The organism is Mesorhizobium sp. M0037 (assembly GCF_040323635.1).
Taxonomy (GTDB): Bacteria; Pseudomonadota; Alphaproteobacteria; order Rhizobiales; family Rhizobiaceae; genus Mesorhizobium.
Genome location: NZ_JAMYVB010000007.1, coordinates 121,944 through 136,145, shown reverse-complemented (window position 1 = coordinate 136,145; position 14,202 = coordinate 121,944). Strand labels below are relative to the sequence as shown.

The 14,202-nt window shown below is 63.9% G+C and carries 17 protein-coding genes; 11 read left to right on the top strand and 6 right to left on the bottom strand.

Annotation, left to right across the window (positions count from 1 at the left end; all coding sequences use genetic code 11):
- Positions 1 to 85: 85 nt before the first annotated feature.
- From NKJ78_RS13490 to NKJ78_RS13465, 6 genes are read left to right on the top strand one after another with little or no spacing between them, the layout of a single operon-like run.
- Positions 86 to 757: an amino acid ABC transporter permease gene (locus tag NKJ78_RS13490; protein WP_352460166.1), complete on the top strand. Its 672-nt coding sequence runs from the start codon at positions 86 to 88 to the stop codon at positions 755 to 757.
- Positions 757 to 1,428, top strand: a complete 672-nt coding sequence (locus NKJ78_RS13485; RefSeq protein WP_023825949.1) for an amino acid ABC transporter permease — start codon at positions 757 to 759, stop codon at positions 1,426 to 1,428. The genes NKJ78_RS13490 and NKJ78_RS13485 overlap by 1 nt, the downstream gene beginning before the upstream one ends.
- A gap of 1 nt (position 1,429) precedes the next feature.
- Positions 1,430 to 2,164 (top strand): amino acid ABC transporter ATP-binding protein, encoded by a 735-nt coding sequence (locus NKJ78_RS13480; RefSeq protein ID WP_023710015.1) that lies wholly within the window; start codon positions 1,430 to 1,432, stop codon positions 2,162 to 2,164.
- A 2-nt stretch (positions 2,165 to 2,166) separates the two neighbouring features.
- A complete protein-coding gene (locus NKJ78_RS13475) occupies positions 2,167 to 3,087 on the top strand; it encodes an isoaspartyl peptidase/L-asparaginase (RefSeq protein ID WP_352460167.1) in 921 nt (306 codons plus the stop codon).
- Positions 3,088 to 3,104: 17 nt separating this feature from the next.
- The gene (locus NKJ78_RS13470) at positions 3,105 to 3,896 is read left to right on the top strand and encodes a transporter substrate-binding domain-containing protein (protein ID WP_023726283.1); all 792 of its coding nucleotides are present in this window, start codon (positions 3,105 to 3,107) and stop codon (positions 3,894 to 3,896) included.
- Entirely contained in the window at positions 3,893 to 4,912 is a 1,020-nt protein-coding gene (locus tag NKJ78_RS13465; protein WP_352460200.1) for a LacI family DNA-binding transcriptional regulator, read from the top strand. Before NKJ78_RS13470 ends, NKJ78_RS13465 begins: the two co-directional genes overlap by 4 nt.
- Positions 4,913 to 4,993: 81 nt before the next feature.
- On the opposite strand, the gene NKJ78_RS13460 is transcribed toward NKJ78_RS13465, so the two are convergent.
- From NKJ78_RS13460 to NKJ78_RS13435, 6 genes are read right to left on the bottom strand one after another with little or no spacing between them, the layout of a single operon-like run.
- Positions 4,994 to 6,253 (bottom strand): ABC transporter substrate-binding protein, encoded by a 1,260-nt coding sequence (locus NKJ78_RS13460; RefSeq protein WP_023692246.1) that lies wholly within the window; start codon positions 6,251 to 6,253, stop codon positions 4,994 to 4,996.
- Positions 6,254 to 6,289: 36 nt separating this feature from the next.
- The gene (locus NKJ78_RS13455) at positions 6,290 to 6,718 is read right to left on the bottom strand and encodes a hypothetical protein (protein WP_023667860.1); all 429 of its coding nucleotides are present in this window, start codon (positions 6,716 to 6,718) and stop codon (positions 6,290 to 6,292) included.
- Positions 6,715 to 7,770: an aldo/keto reductase gene (locus tag NKJ78_RS13450; RefSeq protein ID WP_352460168.1), complete on the bottom strand. Its 1,056-nt coding sequence runs from the start codon at positions 7,768 to 7,770 to the stop codon at positions 6,715 to 6,717. The genes NKJ78_RS13455 and NKJ78_RS13450 overlap by 4 nt, the downstream gene beginning before the upstream one ends.
- A complete protein-coding gene (locus NKJ78_RS13445; RefSeq protein ID WP_023738366.1) occupies positions 7,767 to 8,120 on the bottom strand; it encodes a TIGR04076 family protein in 354 nt (117 codons plus the stop codon). Before NKJ78_RS13445 ends, NKJ78_RS13450 begins: the two co-directional genes overlap by 4 nt.
- The gene (locus NKJ78_RS13440) at positions 8,121 to 8,609 is read right to left on the bottom strand and encodes a DUF3830 family protein (protein ID WP_023738365.1); all 489 of its coding nucleotides are present in this window, start codon (positions 8,607 to 8,609) and stop codon (positions 8,121 to 8,123) included. It abuts the gene before it with no gap.
- Between the two features lies 1 nt (position 8,610).
- Positions 8,611 to 9,333 carry a GntR family transcriptional regulator gene (locus NKJ78_RS13435; RefSeq protein WP_023686960.1) on the bottom strand — a complete coding sequence of 241 codons (723 nt, stop codon included), beginning with the start codon at positions 9,331 to 9,333 and terminating at the stop codon, positions 8,611 to 8,613.
- Between the two features lie 123 nt (positions 9,334 to 9,456).
- Here NKJ78_RS13435 and NKJ78_RS13430 point away from each other — a divergent pair, with 123 nt between their 5' ends.
- From NKJ78_RS13430 to NKJ78_RS13410, 5 genes are read left to right on the top strand one after another with little or no spacing between them, the layout of a single operon-like run.
- Complete coding sequence (locus NKJ78_RS13430) at positions 9,457 to 10,257, top strand: ABC transporter ATP-binding protein (protein WP_352460169.1); 801 nt, start codon at positions 9,457 to 9,459, stop codon at positions 10,255 to 10,257.
- On the top strand, positions 10,254 to 11,003 hold the full coding sequence (locus NKJ78_RS13425) for a branched-chain amino acid ABC transporter ATP-binding protein (RefSeq protein WP_352460170.1): 750 nt from the start codon (positions 10,254 to 10,256) through the stop codon (positions 11,001 to 11,003). Before NKJ78_RS13430 ends, NKJ78_RS13425 begins: the two co-directional genes overlap by 4 nt.
- Positions 11,000 to 11,908 carry a branched-chain amino acid ABC transporter permease gene (locus tag NKJ78_RS13420; protein WP_023745643.1) on the top strand — a complete coding sequence of 303 codons (909 nt, stop codon included), beginning with the start codon at positions 11,000 to 11,002 and terminating at the stop codon, positions 11,906 to 11,908. The genes NKJ78_RS13425 and NKJ78_RS13420 overlap by 4 nt, the downstream gene beginning before the upstream one ends.
- Entirely contained in the window at positions 11,905 to 12,888 is a 984-nt protein-coding gene (locus NKJ78_RS13415) for a branched-chain amino acid ABC transporter permease (protein ID WP_023682691.1), read from the top strand. Before NKJ78_RS13420 ends, NKJ78_RS13415 begins: the two co-directional genes overlap by 4 nt.
- Positions 12,885 to 14,180 carry an NAD(P)/FAD-dependent oxidoreductase gene (locus NKJ78_RS13410; RefSeq protein WP_023682692.1) on the top strand — a complete coding sequence of 432 codons (1,296 nt, stop codon included), beginning with the start codon at positions 12,885 to 12,887 and terminating at the stop codon, positions 14,178 to 14,180. The genes NKJ78_RS13415 and NKJ78_RS13410 overlap by 4 nt, the downstream gene beginning before the upstream one ends.
- Positions 14,181 to 14,202: the final 22 nt, after the last annotated feature.

Sequence of the window (14,202 nt, the reverse complement as noted above, 5' to 3'; positions counted from 1 at the left end):
ATCCACAGGCCGGCAACCAGACCCTGCATCTTGACAGACGAGGCGAAAGCCAAAAGAGTGAAACCGGTTTCACTGGGGACCGCCGGTGCATTTCGATCTGTCCACTCTGCTCCCGAATCTGGGTTTTCTGGCGCGCGGCGCCGAACTCACGGCCGCGGCTTGCGCGCTGTCGCTGGTAGGAAGCGTCGTCATGGGCGCGTTGGTGGCGATCGCACGCACCTCCGCCTCGGCACTGCTTCGACGGATCGCCTTCGTCTATGTCGATCTCTTCCGCAATGTGCCGTTCATCGTCCAGCTGTTCTTCTTCTATTACGGCCTGCCCGAGCTCGGCATTTACATCGACGCCTTCACCACCGGCGTCGTGGCGCTTTCCATTGCCGGCGGCGCCTATGCCTCAGACATCATTCGCGCCGGCATCCTCGCCATCGACCAGGGCATCATCGACGCCGCTGAAGTGAGCGGCCTGTCCAGGCGCAAGATCTTCACCCGCATCGTGCTGCCGATTGCGCTGCGCACCTCCGTGCGACCGCTCGGATCCGTGCTCATCAACATGATCCTTACGTCCTCGATCCTCTCGACCATCACGCTCAACGAGCTCACCGGCTCGGCCCAGATCGTGGTCTCGCAGACCTATCGGCCCTTCGAGGTCTATGTGGTGCTGCTCTGTGCCTATGCGGCCCTGACCTATCTGGTCTCGCTGGGCGTCACCCTGCTCCACCGCCATCTCAATCGGGACATGATGGAGGCGGTCGACTGATGCGGTTCAGCGACTTCACCTCCTACGACCTGATCCTGCTGGCGCAAGGTCTCGGCACCAACATCGCGCTGTTTCTCGTCACCTCTCTGATCGGACTGCTGATTGGCCTGAGCTGGGCGTTGGTGCGGTTCTACCGTGTGCCGGTTCTGGCCCAGGTCGTCACCTTCCTGTCGGAGCTGTTGAAGAACTCGCCGGTGTTGGTGCAGCTGTTCCTGGTGTTCTTCGGCCTGCCGGCGCTGTTGCATATAAGGGTGACGCCGGTCACCGCAGCGACCATCACTCTGTCGGCGAACACCGCGGCATTCGTCTATGTCATCGCGGTCTCGGCGATCGAGTCGATCGAACGCGAGCAGGTCGAGGCCGCGCGTGTCTTCGGCCTGACCCGGTGGCAGGTCCTGCGCCATATCGTTTCGCCCCAGGCTGCCGCCTTCGCGGTCGGCCCGCTCGTCGCGCTGCTGGTCAACCAGCTTCAGGTGACGTCGCTGATTTCTGTCATCGGCGTCGTCGACCTGACCAAGATTGGCCACATCCTCAACATGCGAACCTTGAAGCCGTTCGCGGTCTGGACCGTCGTCGGGCTGCTCTACTATGGCGCGGCAAAGCTGGTCGCCCTGCTTGGCGAGCGTCTTGAAAACCGCCTGCGGGCGCACAGCGCCTGGCGGGGGCTTTAACATGCTCAAGATCGAAAACGTGCACAAAGCGTTCGGCGAGGTCACTGTGCTGGACGGCGTCGACCTGACGATCGCGCCCGGCGAAGTGGTCTCGATCCTCGGGTCGTCGGGGTCCGGCAAGTCGACACTGATCCGTTGCATCAACGGCCTCGAAAAGCTGAAGTCGGGCCGCATCACGGTCGACGATTTCGATGTCAGCAAGCCGAAGGAGCTGGCCGAGGCGCGCAAGCGCTCAGGCACCGTCTTCCAGCTGTTCAACCTCTATCCGCATATGAGCGCGCTTCAGAACATTACGCTCGCCCCGATCGAGGTGCTGAAGATGCCGCGCCCTGAGGCCGAGGCGCTGGCGCGCAAGCTGCTCGAGTCCGTCGGCCTCGCCGATCGGGCCAACGCCTACCCGGCGCAGTTGTCGGGCGGGCAGCGCCAGCGTGTCGGCATCTGCCGGGCGCTCGCCATGCAGCCGCGCTATCTGCTGCTCGATGAAGTGACCAGCGCGCTCGACCCGGAAATGACTTCCGAGGTGCTGGCCATCCTGGCAAAGCTCGCCGCGCAAGGCACGACGATGCTGTTCGTCACCCACGAGATCGAATTCGCGCGCGAGATTTCCAACCGCATCGTCTTCCTCGACAAGGGCAGGCTGGTGGTCGATCTGCCAACGGATCGTTTCTTCGCCGCGGACGGCGGCCGGGCGCAGCCGCGGGTTGCGCAGTTTCTCTCCAGGATGCGCAAGGACTAGGAATGCTGCTGTTAGCCAACAACGAAGCATGGCCGGGATTCGAAACCTCGGTGCAAATGCTGCGCGATGGCGCCGTCAGCCTGGACGCGATGGTTGCCGGCATCGGCATGGTGGAGAAAGAGGTCAAGGTTCGCAGCGTCGGTTATGGCGGCTGGCCGAACATGCTGGGCGAGATGGAGTTCGACGCCGGCGTCATGGACGGCAATACAAGAGAGGTCGGTTCAGTCGGCGCCGTGCCAAGGACCTTGGCGGTCGCTGCCCTGGCGCAGCAGGTAATGAAGCGCCTGCCGCATGTGATGCTGACCGGCGAAGGGGCGCGGCGCTTTGCCAGCGAAATCGGTTTTGCCGAAGACGAAGTCTTGTTCGAGGACAGCAAGCGCGTCTGGTGGGAGCGGCTGCAACAGGAACTCACACCGCAACAGCTGGCGAAATTCCCCGATATCGATCTGGCGCCGCTCAGCCGTACTATCACCGATCCCGAGCGGGTCCGCGACACCACCGTCTTCCTGTCGGCGGATGCGCGGCGCGGCGTCCATGCCGCGAGTTCGACCTCGGGCTGGGCGTGGAAATATCCGGGCCGGCTCGGCGATTCTCCCATTCCCGGCGCAGGCTTTTACGCCGACAGCCGCTATGGCGCGGCGGCGTGCACCCATACCGGCGAGATGACGATGCGCTGCGCCACCGCACGGACCGTCGTGCTGGCCATGAAGCTTGGCCGATCCTTGTCGGATGCGGTCGCGCTGGCGGTCGAGGAACTGGCTGAACTCGACACCGGCTTCCTGGCCGGAGTGGTCATCCACGCCGTCGACGCCGAGCAGAACCACGAGGTGGTGAATTTCAGATGCGAGGGCGAGGTCCGCTACTGGCTCTGGAAGGATTCCATGTCCGCACCCGAATTGCGGGCGGCAAGACGCGTCACTTGAAAATAAGGAGAGGAACCATGAAGACCGTACTGCGTGCCTTCGCCGCGCTGGCCATCGTGGCCGGTTCGGCATTTCCAGCCCTTGCCGGCATGATTGACGACATCCGCTCACGCGGCACCATTCGCATCGGCGTATCGCTCGGCGGCGAGCCGATCGGCTTTCGCGATGCACAAAACAACCCTGTCGGCTACGATGTCGATGTCGCGACGCTGCTGGCGCAAAAGCTCGGCGTGCCGGTCGAGTTCGTCGACGTCTCGGGCGATGCGCGTATTTCCATGCTGGTGTCGGGACAGATCGATGTCGCGGTCGCAAACACCTCGGCAACGCTCGAGCGGGCCAAGACCGTCAACTTCACCATCCCCTACAACCGGGCCGGGCTGCGCGTCATCGTCCAGAAGGATGCCGGGATAACCGACCTCAAGGGGCTCGCGGGCAAGAAGGTTGTCGTCGGCCGCGGCACCACGGGCGAAACCTTCCTCAAGGCAGCCGTGCCGGACGCAGAGCTCGTTTATGTCGACCAGTTCGCGCCCGACGGGGTTCTGCAGCTGCAACAGAAGCGCGTCGATGCGGCGATCGAGGATTCCTCGCTGCTCGATTACCTCGCAACCAAGACACCGAGCCTGGTGACGCTGCCTGGCCTCTATTCCAACGATCCGATCGGCATCGCGGTCGCCAAGGGCGATCCCGAATTCGTCCGCTGGCTCGACATGTTCGTGTCCGACTTCATCCAGTCGGGCACCTATGAGACGACCTACAAGAAGTGGTGGGGCCCGGACTCCAACCCGCCGGCGCTCAACCCGCTGTGGTGACACCCACTACCGTTAACCGATCGGCGCACACTCGAGGCGCCGTCGCAACGATCGCCGATGTCGCGCGGCTGGCAGGCGTGTCGCGTGCCGCGGCCAGCCGTGCGCTGTCGAGCGGACCGCGACCGGTCTCGGCGGACAAACGCGAACGTGTCGTGCAGGCCGCCGCGCAGCTCGGCTACAAACCCAATCTCCTGGCGCAAAGCCTGACCACCAAGACCGTCAATCTGGTTGCCGTCGTGGTCAACCACATTCACGACCTTTCAGATCTCGACCTGTTCGACCGGCTGCTCGACGCAATCCAGTCGATCGGCAAGCAGGTCATCCTCATCCGCATCGGCTCGGCGGAAGGGGTCGAGGATTTTCTGCGCAACGGCGTTGCCTATCATGTCGATGCCGCCGTGGTGTTCTCCGACTTTGCCGATGCAGCGACGGTGCGGCGCATGTTTCGCTCGGACCTGGTCATCATGCTGAACGGACTGCATGACGATCTGTCACCCACAATCATTCCCGATGAAGGCGTCGGCATCGTCGAGGCCGTGGCGGATGCGGCGGCCAAGCGCGCGCGCACGGCCAGCCTGCTGACCGGCCGTTCGTCCTCGCGGGTCGAACAGCTGCGCATCGGCCACTACCTCGAAGCGTTCCGGCATCATGGAATTGAACTGCTGCAGACGGTCCAGGGAGACTATTCCTACGAGTCGGGCTATGCGGCAGCCGCCGGCCTGACGGGACGCGGCTGTCCCGATGCGGTCTTTTGTATGTCCGACGCGATGGCCATGGGTGTTCTGGATGTCTGCCGGGCGGATTTCCCCGACAACCGGCCCAGCCGCTTCCGCCTCTATGGCTTCGACAATGTGTCCCTGACCAATTTCGACGCCTACCCGATATCGTCAATCGGCTACGACAAATCAGACTATGTGGGTCATATCGTCGGCGCCCTCTCCAATCCGCAGGTCTTCATGCCCGGCCAGCCGCCTGTCGTTATATTGACCCGGCTGATTTCGCGCTTGACCGCGTAACTAGCGCCGATGTTGGACTGCTTGTCCGGCGTCGATCTCCCAGAGATCGAACGGAGATCGCGCCGGACAATGTACCGGCGCCTACTGCAATTTCGCCTGCAGCGCGTTGACGTCGTCGGTTGTCATTTCACCGTCGGTCGTCACCTTGCCGTCGACGATCTTCCACAGCCGGAACGGACCGGTGATGTCGCCATATTTGTCGAAGCTGACCGGACCGATGACGCCTTCATAGCGGATCGGCTTGCCGTCCTTGATCAGGCCGAGCGCCTTGGCGAACTCGTCCTTGCCGGCATAGATCGGTGTGCCGGCAGGATCGACCGCCTTGTACATGGCATCCTTGATCTTGGCTGGATCCTCGGAGCCGGCAATGGCAATGGCGAGACCGACAATGGCGCCGGCATCATAGGAACGGTCGGCTGCCGGGTTCGACGGTTCGATGCCCGAAAACTCCTTGTAGTTTTTCAGGAAATAGTCGGTGGATGCCGTCGGGCTGGTGCCGGAAGAGGTACCATAGGCATCCTTCAGATAATCGGCGCCGACGGATTCGATGAAGTCCGGGCTGTTCATGCCGTCATTGAGCAGGAATTTCTGCACGCCGCCCTGCGATATCCAGGTGCGGGCGACCGTTGCGCCGTCGACCGGCGTGCTGACGAGGTAGAGTCCGTCCGGCTCGCCTCCCATCGCCGCCGTCACTTCCGAAGCATAGCTCGACTGCTTTTCATTATAGGGCGTGTCGGAGACGATGGTGCCGCCGAGCGCTTTGTAGGCACGCGAGAATTCGGCCACCATGTTGACGCCGAAGTCGTTGTTGACATGGATGATCGACAGTTTCTTGAAGCCCTTGTCGATGGCGTATTTGGCGGCGGCCACGCCTTGCAGCGCATCCGACGTGATGGTGCGGAAGAAGATGCCGTTGGTCTTGCCGTCGCGGCCAAGGGCGGTCAGCGTCGGCGAGGACGAAGCCGGCGACACCTGCACGATCTTGGCCGGCCCGGTGACCGAGGTCAAAATCGGGATCGACACCGAGGAGATGATGCCGCCGATGATCACCGGCACCTTCTTGACCTGTACCAGCTGGGTCGCGGCATCGACCGCGATATTGCCCTGGCTCTGGCTGTCGCGCGTGTCGGTTGCGAGATCGCAGCCGCGTACGCCACCGGCTTCATTGATGTCGCGGAAGGCCATTTCGACGGACTTCGCGCCGGCCTGGCCGTATTCGCCGGCCGGACCGGTGAGCTCCATGACCAGGCCGACGGTGATCTTGCAGTCCGCTGCGTGTGCGGCGCCGGCCATCGTCACGAGAGCCAGTGCTGTGGTGATTTGAAGTATCGTCTTCTTCATTGCCGTTCCCCTTTTCTTGTTTGAACTTTTGCCTGTTCAGCCTTCCGGCGCCTGCAGCCAGGTCTCATGCAGATGCCGCCATTCGACGCCGTTTGGTGCCGATGAACTGGTGGTGAAGACCGCACTGGACTGCCGGCGACTGTGTTTGCCGGCGCGCAGTTGCGCCTCGATGTAGAAGATGACGATCGTGTCCGCGTCCTGCCAACCCGGCCTGATGTCCTCGATCGATATGGCAAAACCGTCGTCGCAAGTGGCGCGGCTTGTCCGGACATGATCTACGACCGCGTCGCGATCGAGGATCTGGCCATTCGGCGCCACCATGGTGAGGCCTTCGCCCATGACAGCCTCGAAGCGGCCGAACTCCACAGCGTCGGCTCGCGCGGCGACAAACCAGTCGACGAAGAAGCGATGCAGGTCGATGATTTCAGCGCTGGCACGCGAAAAAAGGGAAGGCTCTCCGCTCATTTCTTCCCCGCATTGAGGTTGTAATGCATGATCGAGCCATGGCGGCCGTGACGGTCGCGCTCCAGCGTGTAGACATCGCCCGCGAGGCCGGTGCCTTGTGCGATGGCGGCAGCAATCCGCGCGCGATCGTCGGCGTCGAGCGCGACGTCCATGATTTTCGTATTGGCCAGCGCATGTGCCTGGTTGCGCGCACCGACAATGACGGCCGCGACCTGCGGCTGCTCGAGCACCCATGCCGAGGCGATGGTGGCGATGTCGACGCCGTGGCGATCGCCGACCGCTTTCAGCGCCTTGAGCAGGGACTGGAACAGCTCCCAGCCGCCGAAGTCGTCGATGATCAGCTTGTATTTGACCAGCGAGCGGTTTTCGAGCGGCGTGGAGGGCTCGGCCACGCCAAGCCATTTGTCGCTGAGGAAGCCGCCGGCCACCGAGCCGTAGCAGAGGAAGCGGACACCGTTCTTAGCGGCAAGACCCGCAAGGCTGTTTGCCGGCCGCTGGTCGAGCACTGAATATTGCAGTTGCTGGCTGACCAGCGGGATGCCCGCGGAGAGGATTTCGGCTAGCCTCGGCGTATCGAAATTGGTGGTGCCGAGATTGCGCACCTTGCCTTCCAGCCGAAGCTCGTCGAGCCAACCCATCGCCTCGACGTAACGAGGCTGGTCATAATCCCACCAGTGAAACTGCACGAGATCGATCCGCTCCGTCTTCAGCCTGCGAAGCGACTGATCGACGATGCCCCTGATGTAGTCGCGGCTGATGCTTGCCAGTCGTTCGAGGTCCGGCACCAGCTTGGTGTGCACCTTCATCCTGGCCGCAACATCGAGACCGCGATCGCGCGCCAGCCGCAGGCGCGCGGCGCCGATCAGTTCCTCGACGCCGGTGTAGATGTCGGCGCAATCATAGGTCCAGATGCCGGCATCGAAAGTGGCGATCAGGTCGGTCACCGCCTGGTTGCGGTCGACGGCGCCGTGGCCACCGGCGAGCTGCCAGCCGCCGCGGATGACGCGCGAGATCGTATAGCCGGGGCTGAGTTCGATCGTCCTGGCGCTCATCTTTTGTCGGTCTCCTTCGGCAGCGGCACCGCTGTGGTTTCGGCATGGCTGAACCGCCGCTTGGCAATCCTGACAATGCGGAGCCGGCTGGCGCAATTGGGATCGGGACAGGCGATCTCGGCATCCGAGGTCATCCAGTCATTTGCATGCGTCGGGCGCTGCTTTGCCGCCAGGAGCGGCAACACGGCGGAGATCGAATAAATCGAAAAACCCTGCCCCGCCGGCAGCGACAGCATTTCGCCCTTGAGTTCGAAATAGTCGCCGGCCCTGGCGCCGCAATAGACCGGCCTGCCCTCGGGGATGACCGCTTCGACGCGCAGATCGAAGAGTTCGAAACTGTCGTCGGCCATTCAGGCCTCCACCAGGCTGAAGGTGATGTCACAGGCGCCGTTGCGGCGGATGACGCCGCAGGCGGCGGCAAACTGATCGCGCTCTCCGGCAAGCACGTGCGCGACCACGCTACCGGCCAGCCAGCCGATCGGGAACAGCAGCCGCGCCCCCTGCCCGTAGTACAGGCCGATATCGAAGATGGCATTGGGATTGCCGCCCCACACGCGTGGCGGCACATAGGACAGCACGATATCGCCGGGCTGCGGCGTCAGCGTTGCATTCTCCGGTGGCAGAGGCTGGGCATAGGCCTGGCCCTGGAGATCGGCTGACGGAACCGGGCACGAGATTTCCGGTCCTGTCCACATCGCATGGATGCCTGGGATGATGCGTGGCTGCGCCAGATACGCCAGCAGGAAGGCGGCATTCTCCGGCGCCTTTTCGGGCAATAGCAGCGCCGTCACGGAAAGCTTCGAGCGTGGTTCTGTGATGCCGATGGCGGGCTTGGTCATGTCAGTCCTTCGCCGATTGAAGTTTGTCGCGCAGGAAGGCGAAGGGGCGGCTGATGTCGGCTACCAGCGCCTCGCGCGCCGCTTGCGCATCCTGTTTGGCAAGTGCCGCGACAATTCGACGATGATAGTGGGCGGTATCAACCTCGCCTGCCTCGGAGAAGGCATAGATGGCGACGCGGATGCAGGGACCCGATTGAAGCCAGAGGCTTTCGATCATCGGGATCAGCACAGCCGAGCCGCAGCAGCGGTAGATCTCAAAATGGAAGCTCTGGTTGAGCGTCGCTTCGCGATCGATATCCTTCTTGTGCTTCAGGGCCCGCATCTCGTCCCACTCGCCCAGCATGGCTTCGATCGATGCGATCTGGCGCGGGCTCATGCGCCTGGCGGCAAGCGCGATCGCTTCGCCTTCGATGAGGGAGCGGGCACGCAGGAGGTCGTCGATGCGCTCCAGCGTGATCGGCGGCACGCGCACGGAACGGTTGGGCAGCGCCTCCAGCGCCTTTTCCGTGATCAGCCGGCCGAGCGCTTCGCGTACCGGCATGGTCGAGGTGACCAGCGCATCGGCAAGACCGCGGATGGTCAGCACCTGGTTCGGCTCGAAAAGGCCACCGATCAGAGCACGGCGCAGCTCGGAATAGACGCGATCCTGCACGGTCTCGCGGCCGACCGGCGTAAGCTGGGCTGCGATCGTCTCGTTGTTCTTTTCGATGGCAGCCTTCTGCATTACCGGCATTTGCCCCGTTTTCGGCTTGCGAATGGAATTAAAGCCGAATAGCGTGATCAAAGCAAGTGTGATCACAAATCAAAATCAGGAGGCGACAACGATCGTCTTCGGCCAGAGGGTTTGATGAGCGATGCAGCGGAGCGCCAACGGCAGGAGACCCGTGCGCCGGTTCTGACGGCACGAAACGTCGTCAGGCGTTTTGGCGGCCTTGTCGCCGTCAACGATGTCTCGTTTGATGTCAAAGCGGGCGAAATCCTCGGCCTGATTGGGCCGAATGGCGCCGGCAAGACGACGATGTTCGATCTGTTGGCGGGCAGCATATTGCCAACCAGCGGCGATATCCTGCTCAATGGCACGCGCGTCTCCGGCGAAGCCGCTCATCTGCGTATCGGCCGTGGTCTTGGCCGCACCTTCCAGATCCCGCGCCCCCTGCCCAATCTGACGCTGATCGAAAACATCATGCTGGCGGCGCAGGGCCAAGCCGGCGAAAAATTGCTCGCCAACTTCGTCACGCCTTGTCGGGTCGCGGCACAAGAAAGGGCTGCCAGGACAAAGGCGCTCGAGCTGCTGGAGTTGGTCACTCTCACCCATCTCGCGCACGAGCCGGCACGCGTGCTTTCCGGCGGCCAGCGCAAGCTGCTCGAACTCGCCCGCGTCATGATGGCCGACCCGGCGATCATCCTGCTCGACGAACCGGCGGCCGGCGTCAACGCGACGCTGCTCGAGATCATCATCGACCGTATCCGCGACATCAACGCGCGCGGCATCACCTTCCTGCTGATCGAGCACAATATCGACATGGTAACGCGGCTCTGCCACCGCGTGCTGGTCATGGCGAGCGGCCAGTTGCTCAGCGAAGGCACGGCAGAGGAAGTCGCCCGCGACCCGCGCGTCATCGAGGCTTATCTCGGGGGCGCCACATGAACGAGACCGTCCTCGACGTGCGCAACCTCGAAGCCGGCTATGAGCTTGGCGTGCCGATCGTGCGCGGCGCCTCGATCACCGTCAGCAAGGGGGAGATCGTCGTCGTGCTCGGCCCCAACGGCGCCGGCAAGTCGAGCTTCATCAAGGCGATCGCCGGCCTTGTCCCGATCACCGGCGGCGCGGTGTTCCTGGACGGCAAGGACATAACCGCCGCGCCCGCCCACACCATGGTCCGGCTCGGCCTCGCCTTCGTACCGCAGACGGAGAACATCTTTCCGCTGATGTCGGTCGAGGACAATCTGAAAGTCGCCTGCGGCATCCTCGAGCGACGCGAAATCCCTGCCCGCATCGAGGAAATGTATGCGGCCTTCCCCGACCTCGTCCGCCAGCGCCGCACCGCCGCCGGCAATCTGTCGGGCGGACAGCGGCAGATGCTCGCCGTCGCACGCGCGCTGATCGTCCATCCCAAGGTGCTGGTGCTCGACGAGCCGTCGGCCGGCCTGTCGCCGAAATTCGTATCGATGGTGTTCGAGATGCTGGCCGGCATCCGCAGGTCCGGCGTCACCATCCTGCTGGTCGAACAGAACGCCAAGGCAGCGCTGGCCATCGGCGACCGCGCCTATGTGCTGGTCGAAGGCAAGGACCGGCACGAGGGTGTGGCGTCCGAATTGTGGAACGATCCTGTCGTCGCCGAACTCTATCTCGGCCAACGCCCGTCTCACGCCGGCAAGGAAGGCGCGGCATGAGCCTGCAATTTGTCGTCGATGGGTTGCTGACCGGCTCGATGATCGGACTTGGCGCCATCGGCGTGACGCTGACCTATTCGATCCTGCGCTTCTCGAATTTTGCCCATGGCGACTTCATGGCCTGGGGAACCTATGCGACGCTCGCCGTCGTCAGCGCCATCGGCGCGATGTTCGGCAAGGTGGCGCCCATTGGACCGCTGTCTTTCGGCTGGCCGCTGCTGGTTGCGCTGGTTGTCGGCATGACTTTCACCGCCCTGCTGGCGCTGTTGCTCGACAAGGTGCTGTTTTCGCGGCTGCGTTCGCAGGGGCAAGCCATCATCGTGGTGATGGCGAGCTTCGGCGCCTCGATGGCGCTGCGCAGCCTGCTCGAATTCACCTTCAGCTCACGCCCGACCTATTTCAGCCGGGCGATCCAGATCGCCATGCCGGTCGGCTTCGGCATCCGCATCACGCCCGATCAGATCGCGCTGCTGCTGCTGACCGCAGTGCTGGTGCTCGGCGTGCATCTGTTGATGACACGCACGCAGACCGGCCGCTCCATGCAGGCGCTGAGCCAGAATGCAGCGCTGGCCCGCATCGTCGGTATCGACGTTGCCTCCGTTGTGCGTGTCACCTGGATCATCGGCGGGGCGCTGGCCTGCGTGGCCGGCGTGATGATCGGCATTCTGGTGCAGATCCGCCCGTTCATGGGCTTCGACATGCTGCTGCCGATGTTTGCAGCAGCCATCCTCGGCGGCATCGGCAGCATTCCGGGCGCTGTGCTCGGCGGCTTGATCATCGGTCTTGCCGAAGCCGGTGCGGTGCAGCTGATCGGCGCCGAATGGCGCGCCGCAATCTCCTTCATCATCCTGATGGCGGTGCTGTTCGTTCGGCCGATCGGCCTGTTTGGTGTGAGGGAACGCTGATGGACCTGCTCGGCTACGGCGCCTTCTTCCTGACCACCGCACTGATCTTTTCGCTGGTCACACTGGGGCTCAATCTGCAGTGGGGGCTGACTGGCCTTTTCAATGTCGGCCTTGCCGGATTCGTCGCCATCGGCGCCTATACATCGGCGCTGCTGACGACCCCGGACGATGCCGCGCGCTTCGGCGGCTTCGGTCTGCCGATCCTGGTCGGCTGGGCGGGCGCCATGGTCGTCGGCGGTATCGCCGCAGCACTTACCGGCATGGCCACGCTGCGTCTGCGATCCGACTACCTGGCAATCACCACCTTCGGCGTCGCCGTCGTCGTGCAGCTGGTCGCGCTCAACGCGCAGAAAACAACCGGCGGCCCGTTCGGCATCGGTTTCATCCCGCGCCCGTTCGGCGGCCTTGCCGAAACGCCGCTGCTGTTCAACCTGTCGAACCTCGCCGTCGTTTCGGCTGTGACGCTGATCGCCTATCTCGCTCTGGAGCACCTGTCGCGCAGCCCCTGGGGCCGCGTGCTCAAGGCGCTGCGCGAGGACGAGCGAGCGGCGATTTCGCTGGGCAAGAGCGCGCGCTTCTACCGCGTCCAGGCCTTCGCCGTCGGCGGCGCTATCATGGCGCTGGCCGGCGCTTTGCAGGCGCATTTCACCGGCTTCATCGCGCCCGATAACTATCTGCCGATCCTGACCTTCCAGGTCTGGGTGATGCTGATCGTCGGCGGCTCGGGCAGCAATGCCGGCGCCGTTGCCGGCAGCATCCTGGTCTGGGCGATATGGGCGGGGTCGGGCACGCTGACCAGCGTGCTGTTTGCGCCCGAGCAGCAAGCACGCGCGGCCTCACTGCAGATCATCGCCATCGGCGTCATGCTCTGCGTCATCCTGCTGATCCGGCCTAACGGATTGTTCGGCGACCGGCCGCGCCGTCCGAAGCCCGGCACACAGACAAAGGCGGCGGCCAACGAGAACGAGGCCGGATCATGAATGCCATGATCCGGCAGCAAGCGTATGGCGTTTCGCTCTGGCATGCCGTCAGCCGCAACCGCCGCGACCGGGGCGCGCTGCAAGGCGGACTCGACGTCGATCTCGCGATTGTGGGCGGCGGCTTTTCCGGCCTGTCGACGGCATTGCATGCCTCTGAGAAAGGGCTTTCGGTCGCGGTCCTCGAAGCCGAATTCATCGCTTGGGGTGCGACCGGCCGGAATGCCGGCTTCGTCGTTCCGAACTTCGCCAAGCGGGATCCAGACGACATCATCACCGAACTCGGACCCGAGCGCGGCGGGCGCCTGGTTGACTTCGCCGCCGGCAGCGCTGATCTCGTCTTCGGCCTGATCAAGAGGCACGGCATCGAATGCGACGCTGTGCAGAATGGTTGGATCCAGCCGGCGCATTCGTCCGCCGCGCTGGAAAAGACGCGATCGCGCGCCGAGCAATGGGCGGCGCGGGGCAGGCCGACCGTTGCGCTCGATGCCATGGCGGTCACGACGCTCACCGGTATCGGCGGCTACGCCGGCGGTTGGATGGATAACTCGGGCGGTGTCCTCAATCCGGTCGAGTACGCACGCGGCCTGGCAGATGCCGCGGAAAAGGCAGGAGCGCGCATCTTCGAGCAGACGCGTGTCACTTCCATCGACCGCACTCCGGATGGCTGGGCCTTGAAGACGGCGTCCGGCACTGTGCGAGCGGGCAAGGTCTTGGTCGCCACCAACGCCTATGGTGGAGAGCTGAACCCGACCTTGGCGCGGACCTATATCCCGCTGAAAATCTTCCAGATCGCCACCGCGCCGCTGCCGCGCGCCATACGAGCGCGCCTGCTGCCGGGCGGCCAGGGCGTCGGCGACACCAGGCGCAATCTCTTTACCTGCCGCTTCGATGGCCAGAACCGGCTGATCAGCGGCGGCATGCATGTCGTCGGCGCCGGCGCCGAGACGCGCTTGCCGCAAACGATTTGGCGACGGCTCGCCAGGCATCTCGATTTGCCTGACCTGCCGCCGCTTGCCTACAGCTGGACAGGCGTGGCGGCGGTGGTGCCGGATTTCCTGCCGCGTCTCATCGACCTCGGCCCGGGCCTGATCGCCGGCTTCGCCTGCAACGGCCGCGGCATCGCCATGACCACGGCAATGGGCAAAGTTCTGGCGGACTGGGCGAGCGGAACGGACGCCCGATATCTGCCGCTCCCCTTCGCGCCGCCAGCGCCGATCCCGCTGCACAGCCTCGTGCGCTATGCGCCGAATATGCTGCTTCCCTGGAGCATCCTGCGCGACCGGCTGGATTAGACAGCCAAGCCAGGTGATCCCC